Annotated in this window: 22 protein-coding genes; 17 read left to right on the forward strand and 5 right to left on the reverse strand. The window is 48.7% G+C overall.

Annotated features, from left to right (window positions below):
- Positions 1-81 precede the first annotated feature (81 nt).
- A complete protein-coding gene (locus LQ777_RS19960; RefSeq protein ID WP_232559701.1) occupies positions 82-522 on the forward strand; it encodes a hypothetical protein in 441 nt (146 codons plus the stop codon).
- Positions 523-928: 406 nt separating this feature from the next.
- Here the strand turns inward: LQ777_RS19960 and LQ777_RS19965 are convergent, their stop codons facing one another.
- A complete protein-coding gene (locus LQ777_RS19965; RefSeq protein WP_232559702.1) occupies positions 929-3415 on the reverse strand; it encodes an outer membrane beta-barrel protein in 2487 nt (828 codons plus the stop codon).
- Between the two features lie 238 nt (positions 3416-3653).
- Here LQ777_RS19965 and LQ777_RS19970 point away from each other — a divergent pair, with 238 nt between their 5' ends.
- Complete coding sequence (locus LQ777_RS19970) at positions 3654-4187, forward strand: hypothetical protein (RefSeq protein ID WP_232559703.1); 534 nt, start codon at positions 3654-3656, stop codon at positions 4185-4187.
- A 22-nt stretch (positions 4188-4209) separates the two neighbouring features.
- Here the strand turns inward: LQ777_RS19970 and LQ777_RS19975 are convergent, their stop codons facing one another.
- A complete protein-coding gene (locus LQ777_RS19975; protein ID WP_232559704.1) occupies positions 4210-4911 on the reverse strand; it encodes an outer membrane beta-barrel protein in 702 nt (233 codons plus the stop codon).
- A 592-nt stretch (positions 4912-5503) separates the two neighbouring features.
- Between LQ777_RS19975 and LQ777_RS19980 the strand changes: the two genes are divergently transcribed.
- From LQ777_RS19980 to LQ777_RS19995, 4 genes are all read left to right on the forward strand, one after another.
- On the forward strand, positions 5504-6340 hold the full coding sequence (locus LQ777_RS19980; protein ID WP_232559705.1) for an ABC transporter ATP-binding protein: 837 nt from the start codon (positions 5504-5506) through the stop codon (positions 6338-6340).
- A 111-nt stretch (positions 6341-6451) separates the two neighbouring features.
- Positions 6452-7243: a hypothetical protein gene (locus LQ777_RS19985; RefSeq protein ID WP_232559706.1), complete on the forward strand. Its 792-nt coding sequence runs from the start codon at positions 6452-6454 to the stop codon at positions 7241-7243.
- A 2-nt stretch (positions 7244-7245) separates the two neighbouring features.
- Positions 7246-7617, forward strand: coding sequence for a GntR family transcriptional regulator (locus tag LQ777_RS19990; RefSeq protein WP_232559707.1), 372 nt, complete (start codon positions 7246-7248; stop codon positions 7615-7617).
- A 72-nt stretch (positions 7618-7689) separates the two neighbouring features.
- Positions 7690-8394 carry a hypothetical protein gene (locus tag LQ777_RS19995; protein ID WP_232559708.1) on the forward strand — a complete coding sequence of 235 codons (705 nt, stop codon included), beginning with the start codon at positions 7690-7692 and terminating at the stop codon, positions 8392-8394.
- A 44-nt stretch (positions 8395-8438) separates the two neighbouring features.
- Here the strand turns inward: LQ777_RS19995 and LQ777_RS20000 are convergent, their stop codons facing one another.
- Positions 8439-9251 carry a class I SAM-dependent methyltransferase gene (locus tag LQ777_RS20000; RefSeq protein WP_232559709.1) on the reverse strand — a complete coding sequence of 271 codons (813 nt, stop codon included), beginning with the start codon at positions 9249-9251 and terminating at the stop codon, positions 8439-8441.
- A gap of 279 nt (positions 9252-9530) precedes the next feature.
- On the opposite strand from LQ777_RS20000, the gene LQ777_RS20005 reads away from it, so the two are divergent.
- The gene (locus LQ777_RS20005) at positions 9531-10208 is read left to right on the forward strand and encodes a hypothetical protein (RefSeq protein ID WP_232559710.1); all 678 of its coding nucleotides are present in this window, start codon (positions 9531-9533) and stop codon (positions 10206-10208) included.
- A 507-nt stretch (positions 10209-10715) separates the two neighbouring features.
- A complete protein-coding gene (locus tag LQ777_RS20010) occupies positions 10716-12059 on the forward strand; it encodes a sensor histidine kinase (RefSeq protein WP_232559711.1) in 1344 nt (447 codons plus the stop codon).
- Between the two features lie 21 nt (positions 12060-12080).
- Here LQ777_RS20010 and LQ777_RS20015 read toward each other — a convergent pair whose 3' ends face one another.
- Complete coding sequence (locus LQ777_RS20015) at positions 12081-13481, reverse strand: sensor histidine kinase (RefSeq protein ID WP_232559712.1); 1401 nt, start codon at positions 13479-13481, stop codon at positions 12081-12083.
- A gap of 195 nt (positions 13482-13676) precedes the next feature.
- Between LQ777_RS20015 and LQ777_RS20020 the strand changes: the two genes are divergently transcribed.
- From LQ777_RS20020 to LQ777_RS20035, 4 genes are all read left to right on the forward strand, one after another.
- Entirely contained in the window at positions 13677-14378 is a 702-nt protein-coding gene (locus tag LQ777_RS20020) for a VOC family protein (RefSeq protein WP_232559713.1), read from the forward strand.
- A 163-nt stretch (positions 14379-14541) separates the two neighbouring features.
- Positions 14542-15471, forward strand: coding sequence for a hypothetical protein (locus LQ777_RS20025; protein ID WP_232559714.1), 930 nt, complete (start codon positions 14542-14544; stop codon positions 15469-15471).
- 196 nt (positions 15472-15667) lie between these two features.
- On the forward strand, positions 15668-16756 hold the full coding sequence (locus LQ777_RS20030) for a histidine kinase (RefSeq protein WP_232559715.1): 1089 nt from the start codon (positions 15668-15670) through the stop codon (positions 16754-16756).
- Positions 16757-16866: 110 nt separating this feature from the next.
- On the forward strand, positions 16867-17676 hold the full coding sequence (locus LQ777_RS20035) for a LytR/AlgR family response regulator transcription factor (RefSeq protein ID WP_232559716.1): 810 nt from the start codon (positions 16867-16869) through the stop codon (positions 17674-17676).
- A 20-nt stretch (positions 17677-17696) separates the two neighbouring features.
- On the opposite strand, the gene LQ777_RS20040 is transcribed toward LQ777_RS20035, so the two are convergent.
- On the reverse strand, positions 17697-18248 hold the full coding sequence (locus tag LQ777_RS20040) for a cupin domain-containing protein (RefSeq protein ID WP_232559717.1): 552 nt from the start codon (positions 18246-18248) through the stop codon (positions 17697-17699).
- Positions 18249-18500: 252 nt separating this feature from the next.
- On the opposite strand from LQ777_RS20040, the gene LQ777_RS20045 reads away from it, so the two are divergent.
- The 5 genes from LQ777_RS20045 to LQ777_RS20065 all read left to right on the forward strand — a co-directional run bounded on the left by LQ777_RS20045 (position 18501) and on the right by LQ777_RS20065 (position 23292).
- Complete coding sequence (locus LQ777_RS20045) at positions 18501-19430, forward strand: EamA family transporter (RefSeq protein WP_232559718.1); 930 nt, start codon at positions 18501-18503, stop codon at positions 19428-19430.
- Positions 19431-19617: 187 nt separating this feature from the next.
- Entirely contained in the window at positions 19618-20142 is a 525-nt protein-coding gene (idi, locus tag LQ777_RS20050; protein ID WP_232559719.1) for an isopentenyl-diphosphate Delta-isomerase, read from the forward strand.
- A 145-nt stretch (positions 20143-20287) separates the two neighbouring features.
- Complete coding sequence (locus tag LQ777_RS20055) at positions 20288-20869, forward strand: YceI family protein (protein ID WP_232559720.1); 582 nt, start codon at positions 20288-20290, stop codon at positions 20867-20869.
- A gap of 109 nt (positions 20870-20978) precedes the next feature.
- On the forward strand, positions 20979-21938 hold the full coding sequence (locus tag LQ777_RS20060; RefSeq protein ID WP_232559721.1) for a sugar phosphate isomerase/epimerase family protein: 960 nt from the start codon (positions 20979-20981) through the stop codon (positions 21936-21938).
- Positions 21939-22131: 193 nt separating this feature from the next.
- Complete coding sequence (locus tag LQ777_RS20065) at positions 22132-23292, forward strand: esterase (protein ID WP_232559722.1); 1161 nt, start codon at positions 22132-22134, stop codon at positions 23290-23292.
- Positions 23293-23306 lie beyond the last annotated feature (14 nt).

Genomic DNA, 23306 nt, shown 5'->3' on the forward strand with positions numbered 1-23306 from the left:
GCACCTAATCAAGTTTTGCATTATCAAAACTTATAGAGACATTTGTGCGTTCGATAAATGAAACAGAAATAGAACAAAACAATGAAATCGCGTGTTATCTTTGCGTCGTTGATTCTTGGATTAGGATTGATGACAAGTAAGGCGGACGCGGCTACCACCACCAACACTGATGATAGCCCGGCAGCCAACAAGCCGGCAGGTGCCATGCTGGTTAACGGTTCAGAAAAGCAATTTGCTTCTTATGTTGAACAGCACGTTAACAAGCTTACGCGCAACAGCAACTGGCAAAATTTTATGAGCGTTGTCTCTTTGTATAACCAAAAGCCGTTCGCAGTGCTGAACCTCAGTGCAGCAGACCGGAACAAGTTCAACGAAGCAGTCACTCAAATCGATAATCAACTGGCGAAGCAAAACAGTGCTGAGGCCAGCCGCTGGATGAGCCAGGCCAATCACACGGCCCGGATGATCAACTTCCTTTGGAACGCGAATCAGTCTATCAGCGAAGGCTTTGATATTCAGTAATTTAAATAAATTTCTGATTTAACAAAGTATTTGGAACAGAAAAGGGTAAAAGTTAGTTTTTCATGTAGAAAAGGTTAAGGGTTTAGGAATAGTCAGCATAAGGTTCTCTGCCAAGATCAGGGAACCTTATCTTTTTTATAGACTGTAGCAATCGTTCATTTCTTTAAAAAGTACTACTTCCCCGCCTTTACTAGTTGACTGGACTTCTAAGTATAAGCAGATCAACAAAGATTCTTCATTTCTTTTTTCATGCATGCTGGCGAACCTTATTCTTCAAATGCTTCTCCAACTTAGTAGTAAACGCTAACAAAAAAGCCAGCCCTCAAGATGGGACTGGCTTTCACGTTTTCTTAACCTAAACTAATCGTTACGATTCATACCCTGATTCGTTAGAGTTATGTATCGTTTAATTTTGTCCGCCTACCCGGCTTTGTTCGGCCGATGTCGCGGAATTGCGTTGCCGGGCAGTTTTCACATTCTGATTACCAAATCGATAGGTGAACGTTAGCATGATCCGGCGGCTTTCCCACTGCGAACGAACGCGGAAGTTGATATCCTGTACGACTGCCCGACCACTAAACTTATTTAGCCAGAACGGGTCGTTGACATTCAGTTTGAGATTGCCTTTGCCTTCCATTACTTTTTTCTGAATGCCCAGGCTGAAAGCGCCCATCGGCTGAGCCCGGTAGAACCCGTATTGTGACGCTGAGTTGTACCAGCCTGACAATTCAGCAGAAAGCGTTTTATTGATTGTAAAGCTGTTAGACGTGTACAGATTGTACGATACCAACTTCACTTCGTAAGGTGTTCCCGAGTAGAATGTTTGGTAGTGTGTATAGTAGGAGCTGATATTGTTCTGCATCCGCCACCACTTCGCCACTTGTACCGGGAAGCTGATACTCAAGTTGATATTGTCCAGCGAGCCTAGGTTTTCGGGCGTTACGTACGTAACGTTTTCGGCGGGAATCTGGCGGGGTGTTTCGCGGTTGATGAAATCCGTCGTGCGGCTAAAACCTAATGTCGTCGAAATAGCGCTCTTGTAGACGTGGGTTAGCTCAACGGAGTTCGTGTACTGAGGCCGCAGGAACGGGTTTCCTTTTTGGTAGGTATACGGGTCCAGATAAAACACAAATGGGTTAAGGTTCTGATAATCGGGACGGTCGATCCGGCGGCTGTACGACAGATTCAACGTGTTGGTCGAATCCAACTGTCGCGATAAAAACAGCGTTGGGAACAGATTCAGGTAGTTGCGATCCACGGTCTGATTGAGCGTAATGGACGTACCGATTGAGTGCGTGTGTTCGGCCCGCAGACCCATCTGTAATTTGGTTTTCTTACCTAGCTGTCCGGCATAGTTCAGATAAGCCGCGTTGATATTTTCGTCGTATTTGAACTGATTCGAACGACTCGCATCGAACAACCACTGTTTTGTTTCCTGCCGGAGGGTATCATAGATCGTGTTATTATCGGCTTTTACAAAACTGCTTTTCAAACCAGCTTCGAACTTGCCCCCGTTTTTCATCGGATGAACGTAGTCCGTCTTGAACGCCATGATGTTGATGGTTGATGGCATGTTGTTCCGCACATCCTGATTCGGGCGAGTCATGCCATTGTCAACATTGTAGTAGATCGTATTCAAGTTGTTGGTATTGTTACCGTTGTAGCGAACGTAATCGGCATCAACAGTCCATTCACGACCTTTACCATCGAACTCGTACTTGTAATTAACGTTACCCGTTATGTTCGACAGAAGCTCCTGCGCGTCAGTTTTTGTTGTAGGCTTGCTAGTCAGGCGGTAGTTTTCATCACTGATCAACGTGTTATTCTGACCCGACGAACTCCAGTCATTGGAGAAACCATTCACCAAAACGCCCACCGTACTTTTTTTGCTGACAAAATAGTCGAGACCGGCTTTGTACGAATGGCCGATAAACTGGCTTGGTCGCGACGAATACTGATCAAAGTAAGTTACGGTACCATTGTAAGGAATTGCCCGGTTAATCTGGTTGCTGTTGTAGCTCTGGCGATTTGCGTAGCTGTAATTTCCAAACAGATTGACTTTGCCTTCGCGATGGTTCAGGTTCAGAGACGTGTTAAACTTCGGTAAGTCGTCGCGAACACCGCTCAGGTTATTGGCCCAGCCGTAACCCGTGCCAACGATGAACGTGCCGTTCGTTCCGAAGTTTTTGTTTTTCTTCATCTTGATATTGATGATACCAGAGTTACCAGCCGCGTCATATTTCGAACCGGGATTCGTAATGATCTCAATTGATGCGATGTTGTCGCTTGGCGTATTTTTGAGCAGATTCGCTACTTCCTGCTGGGACAGGTAGGTTTGCTTTCCATCTATGTACACAATGACGCCCGATTTGCCTTTCAGTTGAATCTGGTCATTCTGGCGGTCGATTGTTATGCCTGGTGCTTTCTCCAACACTTCCAGCGCGGTGTTACCACTGGCGACAATGCTGTTTTCGACGTTCACGACGGTACGGTCTACCTGCTGTTCGATGAATGGCTTTTTAGCGACGACGTTTACTTCGGTCAGGTTCTTCGATTCTTCGGTCATTGCCAGAGCAGGTACTTCATGCGTAGGATGTGCTTCGTCGATAACGAATACAGCACTGTACATTTTTCGGTAACCGACCTGTTGAGCGGCCACCCGGTATTGACCAGCCCCAACGTTTTCGAAAATGTATTTACCAGTTGCTTCGCTAATTGCTCCTTTTACAAGCGTCGAGTCTTTAGCTTTCACGAGCATCATAGTGGCAAATTCCAGTGGTTTACCAGCTCCGGTATTCACCTGACCGCTAACGTGGCCTCGCGTCAGAATCTGCCCAAACGACGTCGTCAGCGTCAGCAGTAGTAGCGTCAGAGAGTATAAAGTCGTTTTCATTAGTGTATCTTTTTCAGGAATCGCCTGTGTTTATGTCGAAGTACATGGCAAAGGTAGGTAGTATGCATCGCAAAGTACCTGTTCTTACACAAGCGGTCTGAAAGGCTGTATGAGTGGATTTAAGTGGTGATTGATGTTGTGAAGAGCGACTTTGGAGGAAAGACACCCGAAAAAATGAGATGTTGCGTAATGGCTAAATTTTTTTTTACTTTTCTGCCATTAACCGCTCACTACACGTATGGCTGCGTTGCATATAGGCTGGATGGTACTGAATGTCGGCTTGGCGATCAGCCTGTACCTTGTTTCCTTTCGGAATTTTCGAGTATTCTCGCAACGCTTCGGAATGATACCAAGCGGACTCGTATTGGTATTAATCGCATCAATGTGTCAATCGCCCGCAAGAAAACCATCTGAACTACCATCGAGTACGTTTAAGCGAGTTATTCCAGCTTTTGCTCAGCCTACCGATTGGTCTGATTCATATGACATCCCGTTGGTAACGTATCCGACGCTTCGCCTTACGCAGCAGGTGTATCTGATGCATCACACGCAACCAGGTTCTATACAAATAACCAGCATGACCAGTCTGACTCGTTTTGTGCTGGGCCTGCAATGGTCCCCAGCCAATACCTACGTCGATATTCACCCTGATCTTACGATGAATTATGAAGCGTCGGGTCTGTTGGAATGGAAGCTTCTTGGCCTGACTGTTTACCGGCAGCACAAGTATTTTGCCGGTAAAGTCGCGCTCAAATCAGTCGAAACTCGGTGACTTGTCGATGCAGCCGTTCACCTTACAGTTTTAGCCCAACCGCCCAGACACTCGCGTCTGGTCCTTCGCCCGTCCGAAAAGGACTGTTCGGCTCATAGCGGAAAAATAGTTTGGCACTTCCCCGGTAGCCAATTTCGCTGGTTAGTCCCCAACGAACTGGATTCAGATTGAAAGACCCGTGCGTCCGAACTGCGGACTGACCTTCTGGCTTGACCTTCGTGTAGCTGTCCAGACGCATACCTACGTAAGCCCCTGCGCCGACGGTGAATCCTGATCGAAATCGCAGATTGAGCAGTACCGGTAAATTCAGTTGCGTTGTGACAAGCTTTGATTTACGCAGGTCTACATTAGCCGCTTCGACAATGAGTTGGTTATTTTGCTCCGTCAACGTATTACGGCCTTCAAACATAAAGTTGTTCCAGGCAATTTCAGGACCCGTTACCAGACGCAGTTTGGTTGAGCCGTTGGTGATGAGGGGAATGCGTTTTTGCCAAGCCAGCGCTATGAACCGCGAACCAATTGGCCGAAAGTCGTAACCCGCGGGTAGTGACCCACCAAAATTATTAAAGCCGACGTATATGCTGAAATCGGAGGTGACTCGCTGAACAGCGCGGTACCGATTAGTCGTCGAATCGGTAGTGACCGTGACGGTTGTTGTCTGAGCAAACGTAGCAACTGATGCAGCAACAAAGGCGGTAGTCAGGAAGTGTTTTAGCGTTTTCATGGCAGTATATGAACTAAGATTAAAGGAAAGTTGAAGTTTAAAAAATCGTACAACGTACTCGTTGTGTTATTTGACCGGAAGATGTCAGAACACGCAGGTCAGGTTGCACGCACACTAAAAATTTCCTAAAATTTTTTCATAAACTTCGTCAAACCTCTCATTATCAGACACATAAATCAGTAACATTTCGTACAAAGCAGGCTATCGATCATATCAACTAGCCGATTCGTGCCGTCGGGTTCTCAAACCTGACGGTTTCTGTTTCAGGAGTTGGATGGAACCGGCCACCCTGCCACTGAAGTAAATTACTCGTTACTATAAGTTTCCTTCATCGCCCTTTTTCTTTTGTGTCAACGGGGCCATCCGTGATGTCGGTTTCAAAAAACCGACATCACGGATGGCCCCGTTGACACAAAAGAAAATATACGCTATAATCACCGTTAGCACCCATCGCTATGCACTTGGTTTTGCGGATTTCAATACGGGTAACGTTTGCCGTTTACACAATAAATGGGATACCTATTTGCTATTGACAAAATAAACGTTGACCATTGTAGTGTATTAGTTATGTAGTACACTAAAACAATACACGATGATTACTCTAAACCAATTGACTTTTGGCTATAGCGCGAAGAAATTACTCTTTCAGGATTTGACGGTTTCGCTTCACCCAGGTACCATTTATGGTTTGCTCGGAAAAAATGGGGCAGGTAAATCCAGCCTACTGCGACTCATGGGGGGTCTACTCTACCCCACCGCTGGTCAGGTTCGCGTAGTAGGATTTGAGCCCCGGCAGCGTCAACCTGCTTTTCTACAAGAATTGTATTTCATCCCGGAAGAAATCTATCTGCCGCCGGTGACACTACAACGGTACATTGACACGATGGGACCGTTTTATCCGAATTTCAGCGAGGCTCAGTTCAGACGGTATCTATCGGAGTTCGATGTTCCACAAGACCGCAAGCTGACGGCGATGTCGTATGGTCAGAAAAAGAAAGTGGTCATCAGTTTTGGCCTGGCGACGAATACGCGCATACTACTCATGGATGAGCCTACCAATGGACTCGATATTCCTTCAAAAAGCCAGTTTCGCAAAATAGTCGCTTCGGCTCTGGCCGACGACCGACTTATGCTGATTTCTACGCATCAGGTTCGTGATCTGGACAACCTGATCGACGCCGTTATTGTCCTGGATGAAAACGAGATTTTGATCAACCACTCCCTGGCTGAGATAAGCGACCGACTTTTATTCAACACCGTTTCAACCGTTTCAGAGCCAGACTCCGTACTCTACACAGAACCGTCATTGCGAGGCCATGCCGTTGTGATGGAAAACCGGAATCACGAAGAAAGCAAAATAGATCTAGAACGGCTCTTCAACACAGCCGTTAGCAACCGGAAACGAATCAAAACCCTTTTTCGCCCCTAACCATGACCTTATACTTCATGCTTTTTATGCTACTGAAGGCGCTGATCGGCACAGTAGCCCCTTATCTGGCAACCCTCTAATAGTCAGCAACTAATCTTTTACACCGTAGTTATGAATCAAACGTTTGATCTCCGCCGGTTCAACCTGGTCCTCCGCTTGCATTTTTCCGAGCACCTCCGGACTTATCTGATGGGTATTGGTATCCTGTTTGGCATCTGGATTATCATGCTCATTCCCAACATCATTCATGTCACTCATTTCAGTGAGTCGCTGTATCGAAGTCACGGCACGTTGTTCGGCTTTATTTTTTGCGGAGCGGGAGCCTGGTTTGCTAGTGAATCGTTTCGGGTGGTCGGTACACCGATGCGGGGCATTCCTTTCCTAACCTTACCCGCTTCGCAATTCGAGAAATACCTGGTAGCCTGCCTGATGCTTATCCTGTTTGTCCTGGTTTTTCTGGGTGTTTTTTATACCGTTGAAGGGGCCGCTTTTTCGCTGGTCAATGCCCGGCTGCCGCAGGATGAACCCCGTTATCACTTGCTCGATCTAAGCGGAACAGCCGTGCCCATAGAACTACAGTACGTATCTATCGCTGGTGTACCTTTCTTTTTCTTGGGGTCTATTTACTTTTCCAAAGTGCCCTTTGTCAAGACAGGTGTTGTTGCCTTTGCACTTTTATTCGGCATCATATTTCTGAACCAATTTATTATCGAGCAACTCTTTCCAAGCCGGGACTCTTACGGAACAGGAGCCTTCCGGTCCGTCGCGTTTATACAAAACGGTATCTGGTACAGTGTTGCCTTATCGGGTACACCCAAGATGATCGTTGACGCCTTCCTGATTTTAACCGTAGCGGGGCTATGGGTTGCCACTTACATTCGTTTCAAGGAGAAAGAAGTATAAGTATGGATTTTCGCGATAAACAAGCTATCTATTTACAAATCGCCGACTATGTCTGCGAGAAGATCGTGCTGGGGCAGTGGCCGCCGGGCGACCGTATTCCATCGGTTCGGGATCTGGGTATCGAACTGGAAGTCAACCCGAACACCGTCGTTCGGACCTACGACTTTTTACAGCAGAAAAGCATTATTTTCAACAAGCGGGGCATCGGGTATTTTGCCGCTGACGATGCGCCGGACCGTATTGTCGCGTACCGACGTGAACAATTTCTGGAAACAGAACTTCCCGCTTTCTTTCGAACGCTGTATCTGTTGAACATCGACATGAAAGAGATCGAACAGCGCTACGAATCGTTTGTCAAAGCGGCCTTTACTTAACACATAACCCATGACAATGTGGATAACTATCAACAATTCACTATGCACGTGGATAACTTTCCTATCTAAACCATGAAAACAAGTGATAAACTAATGGTCGGCCTGCTCCTGGTAGGCTTGTTGACGCTGGTTGGCTCTACCGTGGCCCTCAAAGCCGAACACGACAAGATCGACTTTAACGATCCGTTTTATGGCTATTCCGCAACGACAATCAAGCCGTTCCGCGTTCTGAAAATAGAAGTAGACTCGGCCAATAAGCAGCCTGTCAAGAGTACACAAACGGCCATAAGCATTCAAGTTGGGAAGTCGTTTGCAATTCGCCGTCAAGACCAAAGCAGCGTTCCTTTCACGTACCGTTCTGTGGGCGACACGCTATTAGTTCGTTACAAGCCGGAACGTATTTACTGGCACAATAGTACCGATGACCTACTGGCTACCAAACCATTCGCGTACATTATCGTGCCGTCGATTGGGGGACTTGTTGCGAATGGAGCAATCTGTACGCTCACCGGCCTGAACACAGATTCTCTACAAATAACCTCAACGAACGCACTGGTGCGAATCGACAAAAGCATAATTGGTCAACTGACGGCCTCTGGTCAACGGGGAAGCTTTCTGCAAACGGCGTCGGCAAACCGGATTAAAGCCGCCACTATTACTACTTGTGATAGCACGGGCTTTACGGCCGAACGAGACGTTTTCGGTTCGTTATCCATGCAGAACGACGCTAATACGATGATAAGCCTTCCGGCGTCGCTTCTGCGAAAACTACAATGAGCATTGATTCTTTGACGGCGTGGTTTTGCGATAAAATTACGCGGTTATTTTTCCTCCAGCTGTCTCCCCTCTACCGCCAGCATATAAACCGTCATCGACTCTCCGACGGTAGCAATCCAGGTATCGTAATCAACAATGGCTTGCAAACGCTGCTCGTCAGTGATGTACCCCGACTCGACCAACTGAGGACCGCGTAACTCCGCTACTTCGGCCCATAAGCGACTGTCTACGGCGAATGTCGGTAGCAGCTTTTTTGACAATTCAGACTGATCTTCTACCCGAATGTCGATCAACCCAACAGCCTCCATCAGTTCGGCCAGGTGATCAGCAATGGCGTTATCAAAACCAGCATCCTGCCGCCACCTCAGAAAAGCAGCGTAGAACTGTTTCATGGTATGGGGCGGTTCAGGCTCCCAGTGAATTTTTTCATGGTTAAAATCGAGGATTGCCAGAAACCCACCCGGTTTAAGCAATCGCTTCATATTAATCAACGCGGCTTTGGGATTAGCTAGCCATTGCAGCGTTCGAGCGCAGGTTACCAGATCAAATCGCTCGTCGGTATCGAACGTGTACACATCGCCCAGCTGAAAATCAAGCCCCGATCTATCCGTATGCTGACGCGCCTGTTCAATAAGTTTGGCGTTAGGATCAATACCCAGTACGCGACCCTCAACGCCTACTTTCTCGGCAATACTGCGCGTGATAGCACCCGATCCACAACCAACATCAAGCACCGAGATCCCCGGTCGCAGGTATTTGAGCAGATTGCGATTCGCGTTGTTGACGGTTCGGCGTTCAATGACTGGGTTGTGCGCAGCAGGCATGGTCGCCCGGTCAGAGGGTGTTTGGTCGGTCATCACGATTAAGGATAATACTGGCAAGTTCGTATTTATTATGACACTTGCCAGTATTACAGCTGACAATGTTCACTCGCTTCGTAAAGCCGCTCCATTCTTATCCGCAACCTGTTTCGCTGACTCCTTCCGATGACAGGATTATAGCAATTCAGTCGGTACAATTGCCAGTTCATGCAGCGGGCCATTGGTTTCGGGTGGCCTTCCACGCCAATTTTGGGAACTCAGCCGCTCTAACAGCGCGCTAGTCGAACCAAACTCTATTCATAAACAACGCGTCTAATGAAATCGTATTTACTGTCTTTGTCGCTACTCGTCATGAGTGGCTTTACGGCCACCGCCCAAAATGCTACCCGTTTTGCCCAACCCGCAGCGTCAACAAAGGCAACAACCACAAACACCAGTCCTGCGGCTCAGCCAGTAGCCCAAAACGCACCGGTATCCCCGCAAAAAACAGTACCAACGCCGGGTGCAGCCGTTCGCACTACTCCGCTTCAATCGTCCAGTGAGCGGCCCTTGTACATCAACGCCGGAATTGGTTTGGGGGCTTATACGGCTGGCGGTATTCCCATCGGCTTGTCCGTCGAAAAGACCATTCAGAACAACATCTCGGTAGGTGGTTCAATCGATTATGCCCGCTACGGCTACAATACCGGTGGCTACAGTTGGCATTACACCTTTATCTATGCCGGTGCACGTGGCTCGTACCACCTCGGCGAATTGCTCAATACGGGCAATGATAAGTTTGACCCCTACGCCGGTGTATCGCTTGGTTTCCGCCACGCGTCTTATAAAGATACGTACGGCTATGTCGGCGACTACTACAATCCGTATTCAAGCGGTTTATACCTAGGCATTCACCTGGGAGCCCGTTACATGTTCAGCGAGAAATTCGGTGGGTTTGCGGAAGTTGGTTACGGTGTCTCAGCCCTTCGACTGGGTCTTTCCGCTAAATTTTAACAGCTAACGCATAAACGAAACAACACTAGTGAACAGGCTTGACGCCCTTTGAAGTGTAAGCCAGCAAAGAGCATAAACAAGGGTGGAACAGCGGGTGGCGGTTTTGTCATCTGCTGTTCCATTTATGGGCGAGTCGCTTTTGGTCACAGCCTATCGCTTACTGATTCATAAATTGATTATTGACGCTCAGTGGTATTGGTGTCAGTTTTGAAAAGCTGACACCAATACCACTGAGCGTCACCAAGGATGGTTCATATCGATAGGGAAACCGTTTTATGTATAAACTATTTAACCAAAGAACGGATGTGATACGCATCATAGACATAGCGCTTAATCCGACTTAGGAAACCTTTTGCCGGCCAATAAATACCGCGCTGTTTCATCGGCGATTTGTTTTGACTGGAAACCTGTTTGTCTCGTTCATGGTTAGGCCTATTTATAAGCCAACCACCGATTTGGTTCTTTCGTTGCGGCTCCGTCTAGAGACCGGCACGTTGCTTAACCGCTATGACTTACGACACCTGGGTCTTGTTGTTTCTCGGGATGCTAACGGCTATGTTGCTGTACAATATTGCACAGTGGCTATGGCATCGCGAGCGCGTTTACGGCCTTTACACGCTGTACATGCTTGTCTGGCTGAGCTATTTTCTGCTTCGTAATTCGCCCAACTTAGTCAACTTTCCCAACAACGTCTGGTATTTGCTGCGTACCATCGGCCCAATGGTCGCCTACTGGGTTTACTTCGAGTTTACAATCGCTTTTCTGGAAGTAAAAAAACGGCAGCCCAAGCTCATTCCGCTATTTCGTTACGCTCAGGCAACCTTACTGGTTTATTTCGGAATAGAACTGGTGTTTTGTCTGGCAACGGATTTGTGGCAAAAGCCTATTCATGAACTGGTTCATACGATTGTTCGGGTAGCGCTGGCCATTTTCTCGATCTACATTGTCATTCAGGTTTACAAGCGCCGGAATGCCGTCGCCCGGTTGTTTATTACGGGCTCGCTGCTACTGGTCATTGGTGGTGTCATGGCTATGCTGTTCAGTCTGACATGGACTAGTTTTCAAACCTCGGATGCGATTCCGTTCTGGCAGGCACCGCTCACGTACATGCACATCGGCATTTTTCTTGAACTGTTGTGTTTCTCAATGGGTCTGGCGTATCGCCACCGGCGCGAGTCGATTCGGAGAGCCTTGGTAGACAAAGAATTAGCGCGTGAGCGGGAGCAGCGATTACGGGAACAGGTTGAAGCGCAATTAGCCGTACAGCAGTTGAAACATAAAATGACGGAAGTACAAATGCGGGCTTTACAGAGTCAGATCAGCCCGCATTTTCTGTTTAATAGCCTGAATACGCTGTCGTCGCTTATTGCTGACGAACCGGAACGGGCTGAACAGTTTGTTGATCAGATGTCGAGCGTGTACCGGTATCTGCTCCAGGCAAACGACCGCGAACTAACGACACTGACGACAGAATTGACTTTTATTCACTCGTATTACCACCTGCTCAAAACCCGTTACGGTCAGGGTATCGTGCTGGACGACGATATTGCCGATAGTTTCCGGTCGTACCTCATTCCTCCGTTAACGCTTCAGTTACTGGTTGAAAACGCAGTTAAGCACAACGTCGTTTCGGCGAACCGCCCGCTGCGAATTCGTTTATCAACCAGCGAAACGGGGGCGCTCTGCATCTGGAACAACCTTCAGCGGAAACTCAATAACCACACGACATCTACTCAGAAAGGGTTGCTGAACATCATTGAGAAATACAAACTGCTTCATCAGCCTCCTATTCAAATCAACGAAACCACTGATTCGTTTGAAGTGATCCTCCAATTGATTGAACCCGCCTGATCGGCTTTGTTTTTCTACTTTCTACGTCTGTTGGCGAACCAGCATGTTCTGCGGTACGAGCAGCGGCAATGTCACCCGAAACCAGCCGTCCTCCTCTTCAATCGTCGGTTCCGGCTGGTTAAGCAGCTGGTATTTAACCGTGATATTCGACAGCCCCACACCGTTTGAATCGACCCGGAGGGGTTTGCGTTGCAGCGTATTCTCGACAATCAACTGGCGCTGATCATTGGTTCGAATGCGAATCACCAGCGGCTCTTCGGCCAGAATAACGTTGTGCTTAACTGCGTTTTCAACCAGCAACTGGAGCGTGAGCGGGGGTATCCAGGCTCGGTTATACGCCTGATCTACCGCTATTTCCAGACTAACGCCACTGCCGAAACGGGTACGGAGCAAGTGAAAATACGAGTGAATAAACCCAAGTTCGAGGTTTAGCGTAGTCAGTTCGTTCTCGTTGCTGCGCAGCAAATAACGGTACACACTCGACAACTCATCCACAAACTCACTAGCCTGTGGAGGGCTTTCATCAATAAGCGACGAGAGCGTATTCAGACTGTTGAACAAAAAGTGGGGGCTGATCTGACTCTGTAAAGCCCGCATTTGCACTTCGGTCTTTTCGTGCTGAAGCTGTTTCAGGATCAAGTCGGCTTCAAGCTGCTTGCGGTAGTGATGTTCGCGCTCATTTTCCAAATCTTTCTCAACAACTACTTGCCGAACAGCCTCCCGCCGATGCCGGTACGAAATACCCAACGAAAAGAAAATCAGATCAAGCACGACGCCCATCTGAATGAACAGGTCGGGGTGTTGCCAGAGCGGTAATTGCAGACTAAAGGTCGTTGAGCGAATCAGTAGCAGTACCGTGATAGCATGGTTGATCATCAACGAAGCCGTACCAGCGATGAAGAACCGGACGACCATGTCTTTTGATCGATAAAACGTAAAAACGATATATGCTCCTACCGCCAGTAGCGCAAACCGTACCGGATGAAGCAGCAGATCGTGAAGCCTTGTCTGCCAGAAGTCAGTAAACAGATAGATGTACGTCTTGATCAGGCAATAAGCTACCAGTGCCCACTGCACGTACGTTACCCATCGCAGAAATTTAGGGTGACTCTTTAGTTCAAGAAAAACCTTGGCCAGTTCCAGATACAAGATGTACGAGGAATACGACAGGAGAAGCTTGTAAAAATTACCAATGTTTATTGGTAGGCCAAAGTGGTTGATGATAAAATAAACGGCCCAGGTCAGTGTGTAGAGCGCATAAAGACCGTAAATGCGTTCCCGATACATGAACCATTGTACGGTGGTGGTCAATAACATGGCGACAACCATGCCCAAAAAAAGGGGTGACCAGGCTTCGTAAGTCATTGACGGTATCTTGTCGCTTCGACCCGGCGAAGTGGTGTTCCACCCCAACCGCATCATTCCGTAGAGTTGCTAAAAGGCAAAAACGAATGTACAAAAAATACAAACCCGTTTTACCAATTGGTTCGTAGACGGCAACCGTATTTCTCTACGGTTCATCCTCTTCTTTTACCGCTTCAACGCAAACGCCGTTGGCAATCAGTCTTACTAGAACAAACTTGATGTCCGTAAACAACAAGATAGAATCGATTGCTTATGAAATTCCTCGACATTGACCTTTATACGGCTGACCCTGAAGGCACGCGACGCTTTTACACGAAACAATTAGGTCTGGACATTCTGGACGAGTCAACGGACCAGTTGACCTTACAAATCGGCTGGACTCGGCTAACCTTTCGAGCGGTACCCTTTCCGGTAGCGCCGTATCATTTCGCCATCAATGTACCCGCCAGCACGTTGGAAGTATGTATGCATTGCTACCCGTTCGATTACCTCGACACCCAGGCTACGGGCAAAGTAATTGCCGAATTTCCGGCCTGGGGAGCACGCGCCTGCTACTTCTACGACAACAACGGTAACCTGCTCGAATTCATTGGCAGAAACAGTTTACCACTCGACAATCCGAATCTGACCATTGGCGATTTGTTTCAGGGGATCAGCGAACTGGGCATGGGCACCGAGAACGTTCCACTCGCAACCCGTCAACTCAGAAATCAGTTTGGCGTTCCGCAGTTCAATCGGTCGATTCCGATGTCGGATTTCAACGCGGTCGGTGATGACAATGGTTTGTTTATTTTTTCGCAGGTTGGCCGTAACTGGTTATTTACCAATACGCCTGCCGCGCTAAACTACTGCCGCGTAACCTTCGAAACGGAGCCGAATGGCGCGTTACAAACGCTCTGTAGCTACGACATCAATCAGACACCCGTCGGCTACGCTTACAACTACCCGTGCTGAGTGGTTGGGGATACTTCTCATGGATATGCACGGATCAGTTCAGCACCTGAATAGTACGATTGGCTAAGCGTTTCGTACGATTGACACGGATTGATCTTCGGCAATCGCCAGATACCTATCAACTTTGTCAGTATCAACCCATTGCTATTCGACAACAGATACTATGAAATCGTTTAAAGCGTTATTTTTTGCTGGATTGGTGGCGACGAGTGGCTGGCTAATGGCCGCTCGTACCAGCGATGTTCTGGCCGATGTTGGCATTGGTCTGGACAAACTTCGGTACGATGTGCTCACCAACCTGAAGGAGCCGAAGTGGTTTTTCTTTAACAGTACGTCTACCATTCGTTCGATGGCTCGCCGGCTCCCCGAATCGTCGCGGGCCGCTACCGTACGGGCACTTGGCAAAACCGTCCGGGCTTACGTCGAATCGTCGGTTTTTCGGCAGGAATGGCTCCAGGACGTAAAGCGTTACCATCCGTATGACGAGACCTACAGCCCCGAAAATTTGGCCAAAAAGCAGCAGGAAGTCAAAGCCGAGCAGGCGGCCTTTGACAATCAGTTTGCCAGTATGGACCAGGCATTTACGCAGCTTGACCCGGCGATGATGCAGATGGCGATCCGCGCACAATTGGCGGAAGAAGAGCGACAGTTGACTTCGCTCAATGCAGAGGAACGAACCGAGCGGTCGCGCTACATTGCTGCCACCAAAAAGATGTTGTCACTGCCTCCGGCTGAGTTTAAAAAGCAGTATGTAGCCTTGCTCAAGCAACAGGCTCGCAATAACCACGAAAAACCAGCCGCCGATACACAGACCGACAAGGAAAATATCACTCGCTACCGCGAACAGAAAGCCGAATTCGATGCGCACAGCGATTTTAAGCCGCTCCTGAGAAAGCGACTACAAGCTTTTATTGATTTGAGCAATTCCGTTGATTTTGACGCCCGGCTCGTCCCGATGGGCTACAAACAGGAATTTGCCAACCCGCTCTATCAGCGCAAGCCCGCCGAATGGAAATTTTTGTATCGGTTGGGCAAAGAGCCAGTGACGGAAGCCAGAGCCTTCGCTCAGCAATGGTTAACAGACCTTCATTAACGCGGTTGACTTTTGGCTTTTTGGGTGACTGAAGTGCGTTGGCAATCCAGAACGCAAAATACCATTTCATCAGCCCAATTGATCACATAAGCCCACTCTCCATTCCTCTAAGGCGAGTGGGCTTTTACTTTTGATTGTCAACTCCTTAGGGGCTACCTGCCTGATAGATCGAGAAAACAGCAACTTTACCTGAATTGTGATTTCCTATTCTGCTCCACCACGCTCGTCCGTGGAACGTCCCAACGATAAATGGCTCCGTCGGTTTGCCATTCCGCTGGCAGTGCTGCTCGCGAACCTGCTTTCACTACCGGAGAAAGAGTATGACTGGCAGCAATACGTTATCTGGTCTGCGGTTGGGATCGGCTATGCAACCTTGATCTGGCAAGTAATCCTGTACTGGCTGTTGTACATCCGTCGGCGCTATTCATCGATCAATCGGACCCGTCGGCGAGTCATCCTTACGTTCGGTGGTTACTTTGTGATAACAGCCTCTGCCCAAGCCTTAATTATCGGGTTGTCCGACGTAACGGGCGTAAGTAGCATTCCAATCAACGTGTACGTATATGGCAAATTTATAACCGTAGGACTGGTATGGGTCATTCTGGTTGGTACGGTCTACGAGGTTATTTATTACGTCCAGAAATACCGTGAAGCTTTACAGGAAACCGAAGCACTCAAAAAAGTAAGCATTCAGCAACAGTACGACCGGCTTAAAAATCAGGTAAACCCGCATTTTCTGTTTAATAGCCTTAACTCGTTGTCAGCGCTCATCACCGAAGATCGGGATAAGGCCAGTATTTTTCTTGACGAATTGTCGAGCGTCTATCGGTATTTACTTCAAGCGGGGCAGCGCACCGTCGTAACGTTACAGGACGAACTAACCTTCTTGACGGCTTATCAACACCTTCTGAACACTCGATTTGGCAACGCCATTCGCTGGGATATCCAGGTTGACAAACAATTTCTGGATCTATCAATTCCTCCGCTTACGCTTCAAACGCTAATCGAAAACGCGTTACGGCATAATCTCCTACTGGTCGAGCAACCGCTAACCCTGCGCATTACGGTCACGAACGACGGCCATCTACTGGTAAGCAATCGGCTTCAGCGCAAGAAACTGACCGTAGCTACTCAGCAAGGTGGTCTAAGCAAGCTATCGAGTCGATTTGACGATCTCGGTTTGCCGCGCCCGCTTATCGAAGACGACGGCAAGCAATTTACCGTCTGTATTCCTTTAGTCCGGTTAACCCAGTCGCAGGGAAACGTTGTGACAGCTAACCCCTAGCCCGACAGCTAACTTGTTTACGTTGACTCGGTGATTCCTCGGATAAGTAGTAGCTTTATCATCTTGTAATAAGCCCGAAGCAGACCCTACTCTTTTTTAACAGTGCCCCTATGAACGTATTTCTAATTGAAGATGAAGAACTCGCCGTTCGCAAACTGACCAAGCTTTTGCTGGATGTCGATCCTACGATCAATATTGTTGGTACATCAGCCAGTGTGCGCTCGTCGGTAGCCTGGCTCAACGCCAACGGTCCCGGTCAGCCATCAGCGCCGGATCTGATTCTGATGGACATTGAGCTGGCCGACGGACAAAGCTTTGAAATTTTTGAGCAGACTACGGTGAGCGCACCCGTCATTTTTACGACTTCCTACGACGAATACGCGCTACGGGCTTTCAAGGTCAACAGCATCGATTATTTGCTCAAACCCATCAAACGGCACGAACTGGAAGCCAGTCTGACGAAATACAAGCGTACGGTAGCCGACAACGGGGAACCCGTTGAACCTAAACCAAGCGATATAAACGTGATGGACATCGACGCGCTGGTGCAGCAACTTCGGCAACAAATACAGCCCGCCGATTACCGCCGTCGCTTTCTAGTAAAGCACCGACAACAGTGGGTTCCAATTGAAGTTAGTGACATTGCGTATTTCTATTCCGAAGAAGGGGTCAGTCTATTCCGCACCCACAGCAATCAGAAATATTCGCTCGATTATCCGCTCGACGAATTGGAAAAAATGCTTGATCCAACCCAGTTTTTTCGCGCCAATCGCCAGTATATCGTTCAGATAAATACCATTCAGCAGATCCACCCGTATTTCAACAACAAGCTAAAGCTAGTGCTCAAGCCAGCCGCCGACGATGAGGTACTGGTGAGCCGCGAACGGGCTGCCGACTTCAAAAAATGGATGGGTAAATAATTAGCTCCAAAGGTTTCTTTTTAGTCGAGATATTCTTTGTACGTGGGCTTATAACCAGCCAGATAGGCAAACGGCGTCAGCAACGTAAACAAGATTTTCTGCACAAAAAACAGCGGCCTGGCGATACGGAAGACGCTTGCAAACCGGTTAGCCAGTAGCGCCGTTTGCAACAGCGGTGGCATTCCGCTGGCCGTTACTTTACCAGTCTGGGCAAGACCGTTGGCCGTTTCGAGCAGGTATTCCGTGTCCATTGCCGGTCGGACCTGCCAGTTCACGACTGTCTTACCATTGGACGCGTTCCACATGGCGTGTACAGTGTTCATTGGAATGTGCAGCGTATCGCCTTTTTTCAGCAATTTCAACTGGTCGCTTATCTTCACGGTAAGCTCGCCCGTCAACACCTCGAAGTCCTCGACCTGGTAAGGATGGTAGTGTGCTGTCGGTTCTTTCGATCCCGCGTAGTACGTCGATTCCATTTCCAGAAGCTGTCCATCGGTGTCCGCGGCTGTCTGCACGAAGCGAATGTCCTGTCTGGTTATTTTGTTGCAAAGCAGTTTATTTTTGTAAGCCATAAGAAAGGATTTTAACGACCTATTGACAAGGCCAATACTACTAGCCAAAGCCCTGCTGGTCAATCCGTTTAGAGACGAACCCCTTAAATGACGGCTTGAACTGGAAGTTTCTGTAGTCGAATAGATTCGCCAAAAATCCGGGGTAGTTATACAAGGACACCTCTACGGAAAGTCGTCCAGTTTATCGATTTCATAAAACGGTCCCGTTGTCAATGACCAACCCGGATGCGGATGCTTTATCTTTGAACTGGTATGACAACATTAACGCAATCGCGCACTTTACCGACAACCTGGACCGTCGTATTGGCGTTCGCAGCCATCTACCTGATTTGGGGATCAACGTATCTGGCGGCCCTGATCGGTCTGGAGAGTCTCCCGCCTTTTCTGATGGCGTCGCTCCGCTTTCTTTCGGCGGGTGGTTTGCTCTACAGCTGGTGTCTGTTTCGAAGAGAGCAGGCGGTCACCCGGTTGGCATTCTCCCGCAATGCTATTGCCGGTGTATTGATGCTGGGCGGTGGTACGGGTTCTGTCATTTGGGCCGAACAGTATTTACCAACCGGGTTGGCGGCCATTCTGGTGACGACTTTACCGCTCTGGTTTGTGGTGCTAGACCGTCCACAGTGGGCATCATACCGCACAGCAAAACTGCGACTCGTTGGGCTACTGCTTGGCTTTAGTGGCATTTTGCTGTTGTTTAGTGAAGATCCGGCTGCTCTTGTCGCACCTGCAAAAGCAGCGATGTACTGGCCAAGTATAGCGGTCATACTGGTAGGTACCATATCCTGGGCCGTAGGCTCGCTGTATTCGCGGTACCGCAAAGCACCTGGTTCAACAATTTTAAACGCAGCCGTCCAACTGCTGGCCGCCGGTTTGTTTTGCCTTTTCGTGAGCGCAGGATTAGGCGAATGGACAGGCTTTACCATCACTCAGGTAACCGTTCGCTCGTGGGTAGCGTTGACGTACGCCGTTATTTTTGGCTCGGTTGTCGCTTATTTGTCCTACTTGTGGCTTCTTCAGGTGCGTCCGCCAGCGGTAGTCGGCACCTACGCCTACGTCAACCCCGTGGTAGCCGTCCTGTTGGGCTGGGCATTGGCTAATGAAACCATAACGAGTCGGCAACTCACATCGCTTGCTATCATTCTGGTAGGAGTACTACTCGTAAACCGATCGTCGTCGCGCTAACCCAGATTGCTTTTCAGAACAACCATCGCCGATTGATCCGGCAACTAGGAGTTTATTAACGGTCTGTCGGAAGGCTACCCGCTATGCAGATATTAAGTCAAATTTCACTTTCCGGTAAGACACACAAACTACAATGCTTACTTGACCGTTGATAAAACGAAACTCTATCGCTCCATTCTACTCATTTATGACAAACACCCCCGCTTCGCCCACAGTCCTGCTTGTTAACGAACAGGACAATGTACTTGGAACCGCCGAAAAGTTGTCGGTCCATGAATCGGGCGATCTTCACCGCGCTTTCTCTGTGCTTGTTTTTAACGAACAGGGGGACTATTTACTTCAGCAACGCGCTTTTGAGAAGTATCACTCCGGCGGTTTATGGTCGAATTCCTGCTGTGGTCACCCCAGCCAGCCAGATAACACTGCGGCTCAGGCAAACCAGCGGCTGTACGAAGAAATGGGTTTCCGGACCGATTTGCAGCCTTTGTTCAGCTTTCAGTACCACGCCCAGCTACCCAATGGCCTGACTGAACATGAACTGGATCACGTCTTTACGGGTCAGTACGAAGGACCAGTTCCGTTTAATCCAGACGAAGTGTATGCGGTTCGCTGGGTCACTCCTGACGCACTCGCCCGCGAAATAGAAGCGGCTCCAGAAACGTTTTCGGTATGGTTTCGAATGCTTTTCGAGAGGCTACAGAAATCTGCCTAGTATTTTTCTGAATTTAACAACGGATTGGGGTTACTTTTAAGCAAGTAGTTTTGCTTATCAGACAATTACTTCTTTTCTTAACCGTTCAATTTGCGAGTATGCGTTCCCATCCTAGTAAAATTGAGTTCGTTAAATTTATTAAATCATGAAAACACTTACCGTATTTGCTGCTTGCCTGCTTGCCTCGGGCGTTTCGTTGGCTCAGACCTGGACGGTCGACAAAGCCCATTCGCGCGTTGGCTTCACCGTTACCCACAACCTGCTGGCCGAAGTCGATGGCAATTTCAAAACATTTGATGCCAAAGTTACGTCCGCAAAGCCTGACCTTTCGGACGCAGTCCTGGAGCTGACCGCCGATGTGAACAGCATTAATACCGACAACGAACGTCGGGACAATCACCTGAAAAGCCCTGATTTTTTCGATGCAGCTAAATACCCGACGCTGACCTTCAAGAGCACCTCGTTCAAGAAAGTAGATGGCAAAAAATACGCAGCTACGGGCAACCTGACGATGCACGGAGTCACTAAGCCGGTTACCCTCGACGTTACGATGGTCGGCCCCGTGAAAATGAAAGGTCAGGGTGGTAAAGAGCAGGAAAAAGTAGGTTTTAAAATTGGCGGTAGCCTGAAGCGTACTGATTTCGGTGTTGGCACCATCCCATCCGTTGTTGTTAGCGACGAAGTTGAGATAAAAGCCAGTGGCGAATTTGCCAAGCAGGAAGGTTAGAAACCCATTATTTCCCCAATTATTTTTCGCCCGATGATTAGTTTCATCGGGCTTTTTCTTTCTGTATAATAGTCCATTGCAGCAGCACTCATTATACCCGTTTAGCTCCATGAGAAACCGTAGAGATTTTTTGAAACAGGCCAGCCTGTTGACTTTGGGAGGTCTAGCCCTGCCTCAGCTTACGAAAGCGGAACAGCTTATTCATCCGACTCTCTCCCGCCCCATTGGTATCCAGCTGTTCACCCTGTTCAAGCAGATGAATGACGACCCGAAAAGCACACTGGAAAAAGTGGCGGCTACAGGCTATAAAGAAGTCGAATCTGCTTTCAGCATGCGCGGAAAATACTACGGCTATTCGGTCAAAGAATTTAAAGCACTGGTTGAGGGTATGGGTATGAAATGGCGGGCTCACCACGCGGGTGGAGCACCGTTTCGTCCGCGCCCCACTCCACCGGCCAGTACGACCGCTGCGGGTGGAGGAGCGCCACCCGCTCGCAATCCATTTGGCAATGGGCCAATGCCAACCATGCTGAACCTGCGGGACAACTACCAGCAATTGGTTGACGATGCCGCCGAAGGAGAACTGAGCTATCTGGTCTGTGCCAGTACGCCCGTCGCAACGCTGGATGAAATCAACAAGTCAATCGAGGTGTTCCAGAAAACGGGCGAAGCAGCCAAGAAAGCAGGTATTGGCTTCGCCTACCACAACCACGCTACCGAGTTCGATCCCGTTGAGGGCGGGAAGACACCGTACGAACTAATTCTTTCTCAGACGGATAAAGACCTCGTCAAGATGGAACTTGATCTGGCCTGGGCGACCAAGGCGGGTAAAGATCCCGTGGCGTTGTTTAAAGGGCAACCGGGTCGTTTTCCCCTTTGGCACATCAAGGACATCAAGTCGGATCTGAAAACGATCACGGAAGTCGGAAATGGTGTGGTTGATTTCAAACGCATTTTTGCCGCAGCAGGTATTGCCGGACTTAAATACATTTTCGTTGAACAGGATATGGCACCTGGTATCGAGAACATTCAGATCAGCTATCAAAATTTAACCAAGGTGCTGGCCTGATTGGTGGAATACGCCGAAAGACGTTAGCCTTTAGATAGCCCTCACGGACCCGTTTTCGAATGAGTTCGTGAGGGTTATGCGGTTGATAGACTTTGGTTTTGGTTTCCGGCGATACTTTTTGAGTAAAGCCTCCTTTATTTCATCTTTCTGTTATGAAGTTTCTGTCTGACGCCTACTTTCTCCCTGTACCTGTATGAATCTCCCTTTTCAACTACGCGTACCTGCCTGCGGACTGCTAACGCTGGCGTTGAGTTTGCCGGTAATGGCTCAAATGCCGCAACGGCAGCCGACTCCGAACGATACGCTTCAATCACCCCGCGTACTCAACGACAAACGTATTGCCTTGAGCATCTATGCACCTAAGGCAAGCGAGGTAACAGTATCCGGCGATTTTCTGTCGCCAGCGAAACCGCTTAGCCTTGCTAAAAATGAGCAGGGCGTCTGGTCCGTTCTCATTGGGCCGCTCAAACCGGATTATTACACCTACACCCTAACGGTTGATGGCGTTCGGACGATAGATCCCAAAAATCCGGTTATCAAACAAGGTATCAGTAGTCTCGAAAATGTAATGACCGTACCCGGTGATGCCACCGCATTCGAAGACAATCAGTCTGTGCCGCATGGTGAAGTCCGCGAAGTATGGTACCCGTCGAAATCGCTGGGAATGATGCGTCGGATGCATGTCTACACACCACCTGGTTACGAAAAAGGCGCGACAAAATATCCCGTTTTCTACCTACTGCATGGCGGAGGTGACGACGACTCCGGCTGGAATTCCATCGGGCGTGCGGGTTTTATTCTCGATAATTTGCTGGCTTCCGGCAAAGCTAAACCCATGATCGTGGTGATGCCTAATGGCAGTATGCCCATGAACAACAAGCCAGGTAGTGATCTGGCTCAGTCCATGTCAGCCATGCGGGCTTTGTTCGCCGATGAACTATTGAAAGAGGTGATGCCTCAGGTTGAGAAAACCTACCGCACGCTGAACAACCGCGAAAATCGGGCTATAGCAGGGCTGTCGATGGGCGGTTTTCAAACGCTGGATGTCACGCTGAGCCACCCGGAACTGTTTGATTACGTTGGCGTATTCAGCTCAGGGTTTTTCGGTGCAACGATCGATGAAGCCGAAACCAAATACGCCAAGGCATTGCAGGACCCGGCATTTAACAAAGGCAAAAAGCTATTCTGGGTCGAAATTGGCAAAGACGATTTTGTGATGGATGCCAACAAGAAAACGCTGGCTCTCCTCGACAAACACAACATCAAATACCAGTACAAAGAAACGGATGGCGGTCACACCTGGATCAACTGGCGGCAGTACCTGCACGAGTACGCTCCGCTGTTGTTTCGTTAGACAAACCTCGTCAG

This window comes from Spirosoma oryzicola, assembly GCF_021233055.1.
In the GTDB taxonomy this organism is placed as follows: Bacteria; Bacteroidota; Bacteroidia; order Cytophagales; family Spirosomataceae; genus Spirosoma; species Spirosoma oryzicola.

Bases quoted from the DNA above. Each gene is read 5' to 3' on its own strand.
- LQ777_RS19975 (WP_232559704.1), bottom strand. From the start codon at position 4,911: ATGAAAACGCTAAAACACTTCCTGACTACCGCCTTTGTTGCTGCATCA.
- LQ777_RS19970 (WP_232559703.1), top strand. From the start codon at position 3,654: ATGGCTGCGTTGCATATAGGCTGGATGGTACTGAATGTCGGCTTGGCG.
- LQ777_RS20025 (WP_232559714.1), top strand. From the start codon at position 14,542: ATGAAATCGTTTAAAGCGTTATTTTTTGCTGGATTGGTGGCGACGAGT.
- LQ777_RS19990 (WP_232559707.1), top strand. From the start codon at position 7,246: ATGGATTTTCGCGATAAACAAGCTATCTATTTACAAATCGCCGACTAT.
- LQ777_RS20045 (WP_232559718.1), top strand. From the start codon at position 18,501: ATGACAACATTAACGCAATCGCGCACTTTACCGACAACCTGGACCGTC.
- LQ777_RS20020 (WP_232559713.1), top strand. From the start codon at position 13,677: ATGAAATTCCTCGACATTGACCTTTATACGGCTGACCCTGAAGGCACG.
- LQ777_RS20005 (WP_232559710.1), top strand. From the start codon at position 9,531: ATGAAATCGTATTTACTGTCTTTGTCGCTACTCGTCATGAGTGGCTTT.
- LQ777_RS19965 (WP_232559702.1), bottom strand. From the start codon at position 3,415: ATGAAAACGACTTTATACTCTCTGACGCTACTACTGCTGACGCTGACG.
- LQ777_RS20055 (WP_232559720.1), top strand. From the start codon at position 20,288: ATGAAAACACTTACCGTATTTGCTGCTTGCCTGCTTGCCTCGGGCGTT.
- LQ777_RS20060 (WP_232559721.1), top strand. From the start codon at position 20,979: ATGAGAAACCGTAGAGATTTTTTGAAACAGGCCAGCCTGTTGACTTTG.
- LQ777_RS19980 (WP_232559705.1), top strand. From the start codon at position 5,504: ATGATTACTCTAAACCAATTGACTTTTGGCTATAGCGCGAAGAAATTA.
- LQ777_RS19995 (WP_232559708.1), top strand. From the start codon at position 7,690: ATGAAAACAAGTGATAAACTAATGGTCGGCCTGCTCCTGGTAGGCTTG.
- LQ777_RS19960 (WP_232559701.1), top strand. From the start codon at position 82: ATGAAATCGCGTGTTATCTTTGCGTCGTTGATTCTTGGATTAGGATTG.
- LQ777_RS20040 (WP_232559717.1), bottom strand. From the start codon at position 18,248: ATGGCTTACAAAAATAAACTGCTTTGCAACAAAATAACCAGACAGGAC.
- LQ777_RS20010 (WP_232559711.1), top strand. From the start codon at position 10,716: ATGACTTACGACACCTGGGTCTTGTTGTTTCTCGGGATGCTAACGGCT.
- idi (WP_232559719.1), top strand. From the start codon at position 19,618: ATGACAAACACCCCCGCTTCGCCCACAGTCCTGCTTGTTAACGAACAG.
- LQ777_RS20000 (WP_232559709.1), bottom strand. From the start codon at position 9,251: ATGACCGACCAAACACCCTCTGACCGGGCGACCATGCCTGCTGCGCAC.
- LQ777_RS20065 (WP_232559722.1), top strand. From the start codon at position 22,132: ATGAATCTCCCTTTTCAACTACGCGTACCTGCCTGCGGACTGCTAACG.
- LQ777_RS19985 (WP_232559706.1), top strand. From the start codon at position 6,452: ATGAATCAAACGTTTGATCTCCGCCGGTTCAACCTGGTCCTCCGCTTG.
- LQ777_RS20035 (WP_232559716.1), top strand. From the start codon at position 16,867: ATGAACGTATTTCTAATTGAAGATGAAGAACTCGCCGTTCGCAAACTG.
- LQ777_RS20015 (WP_232559712.1), bottom strand. From the start codon at position 13,481: ATGATGCGGTTGGGGTGGAACACCACTTCGCCGGGTCGAAGCGACAAG.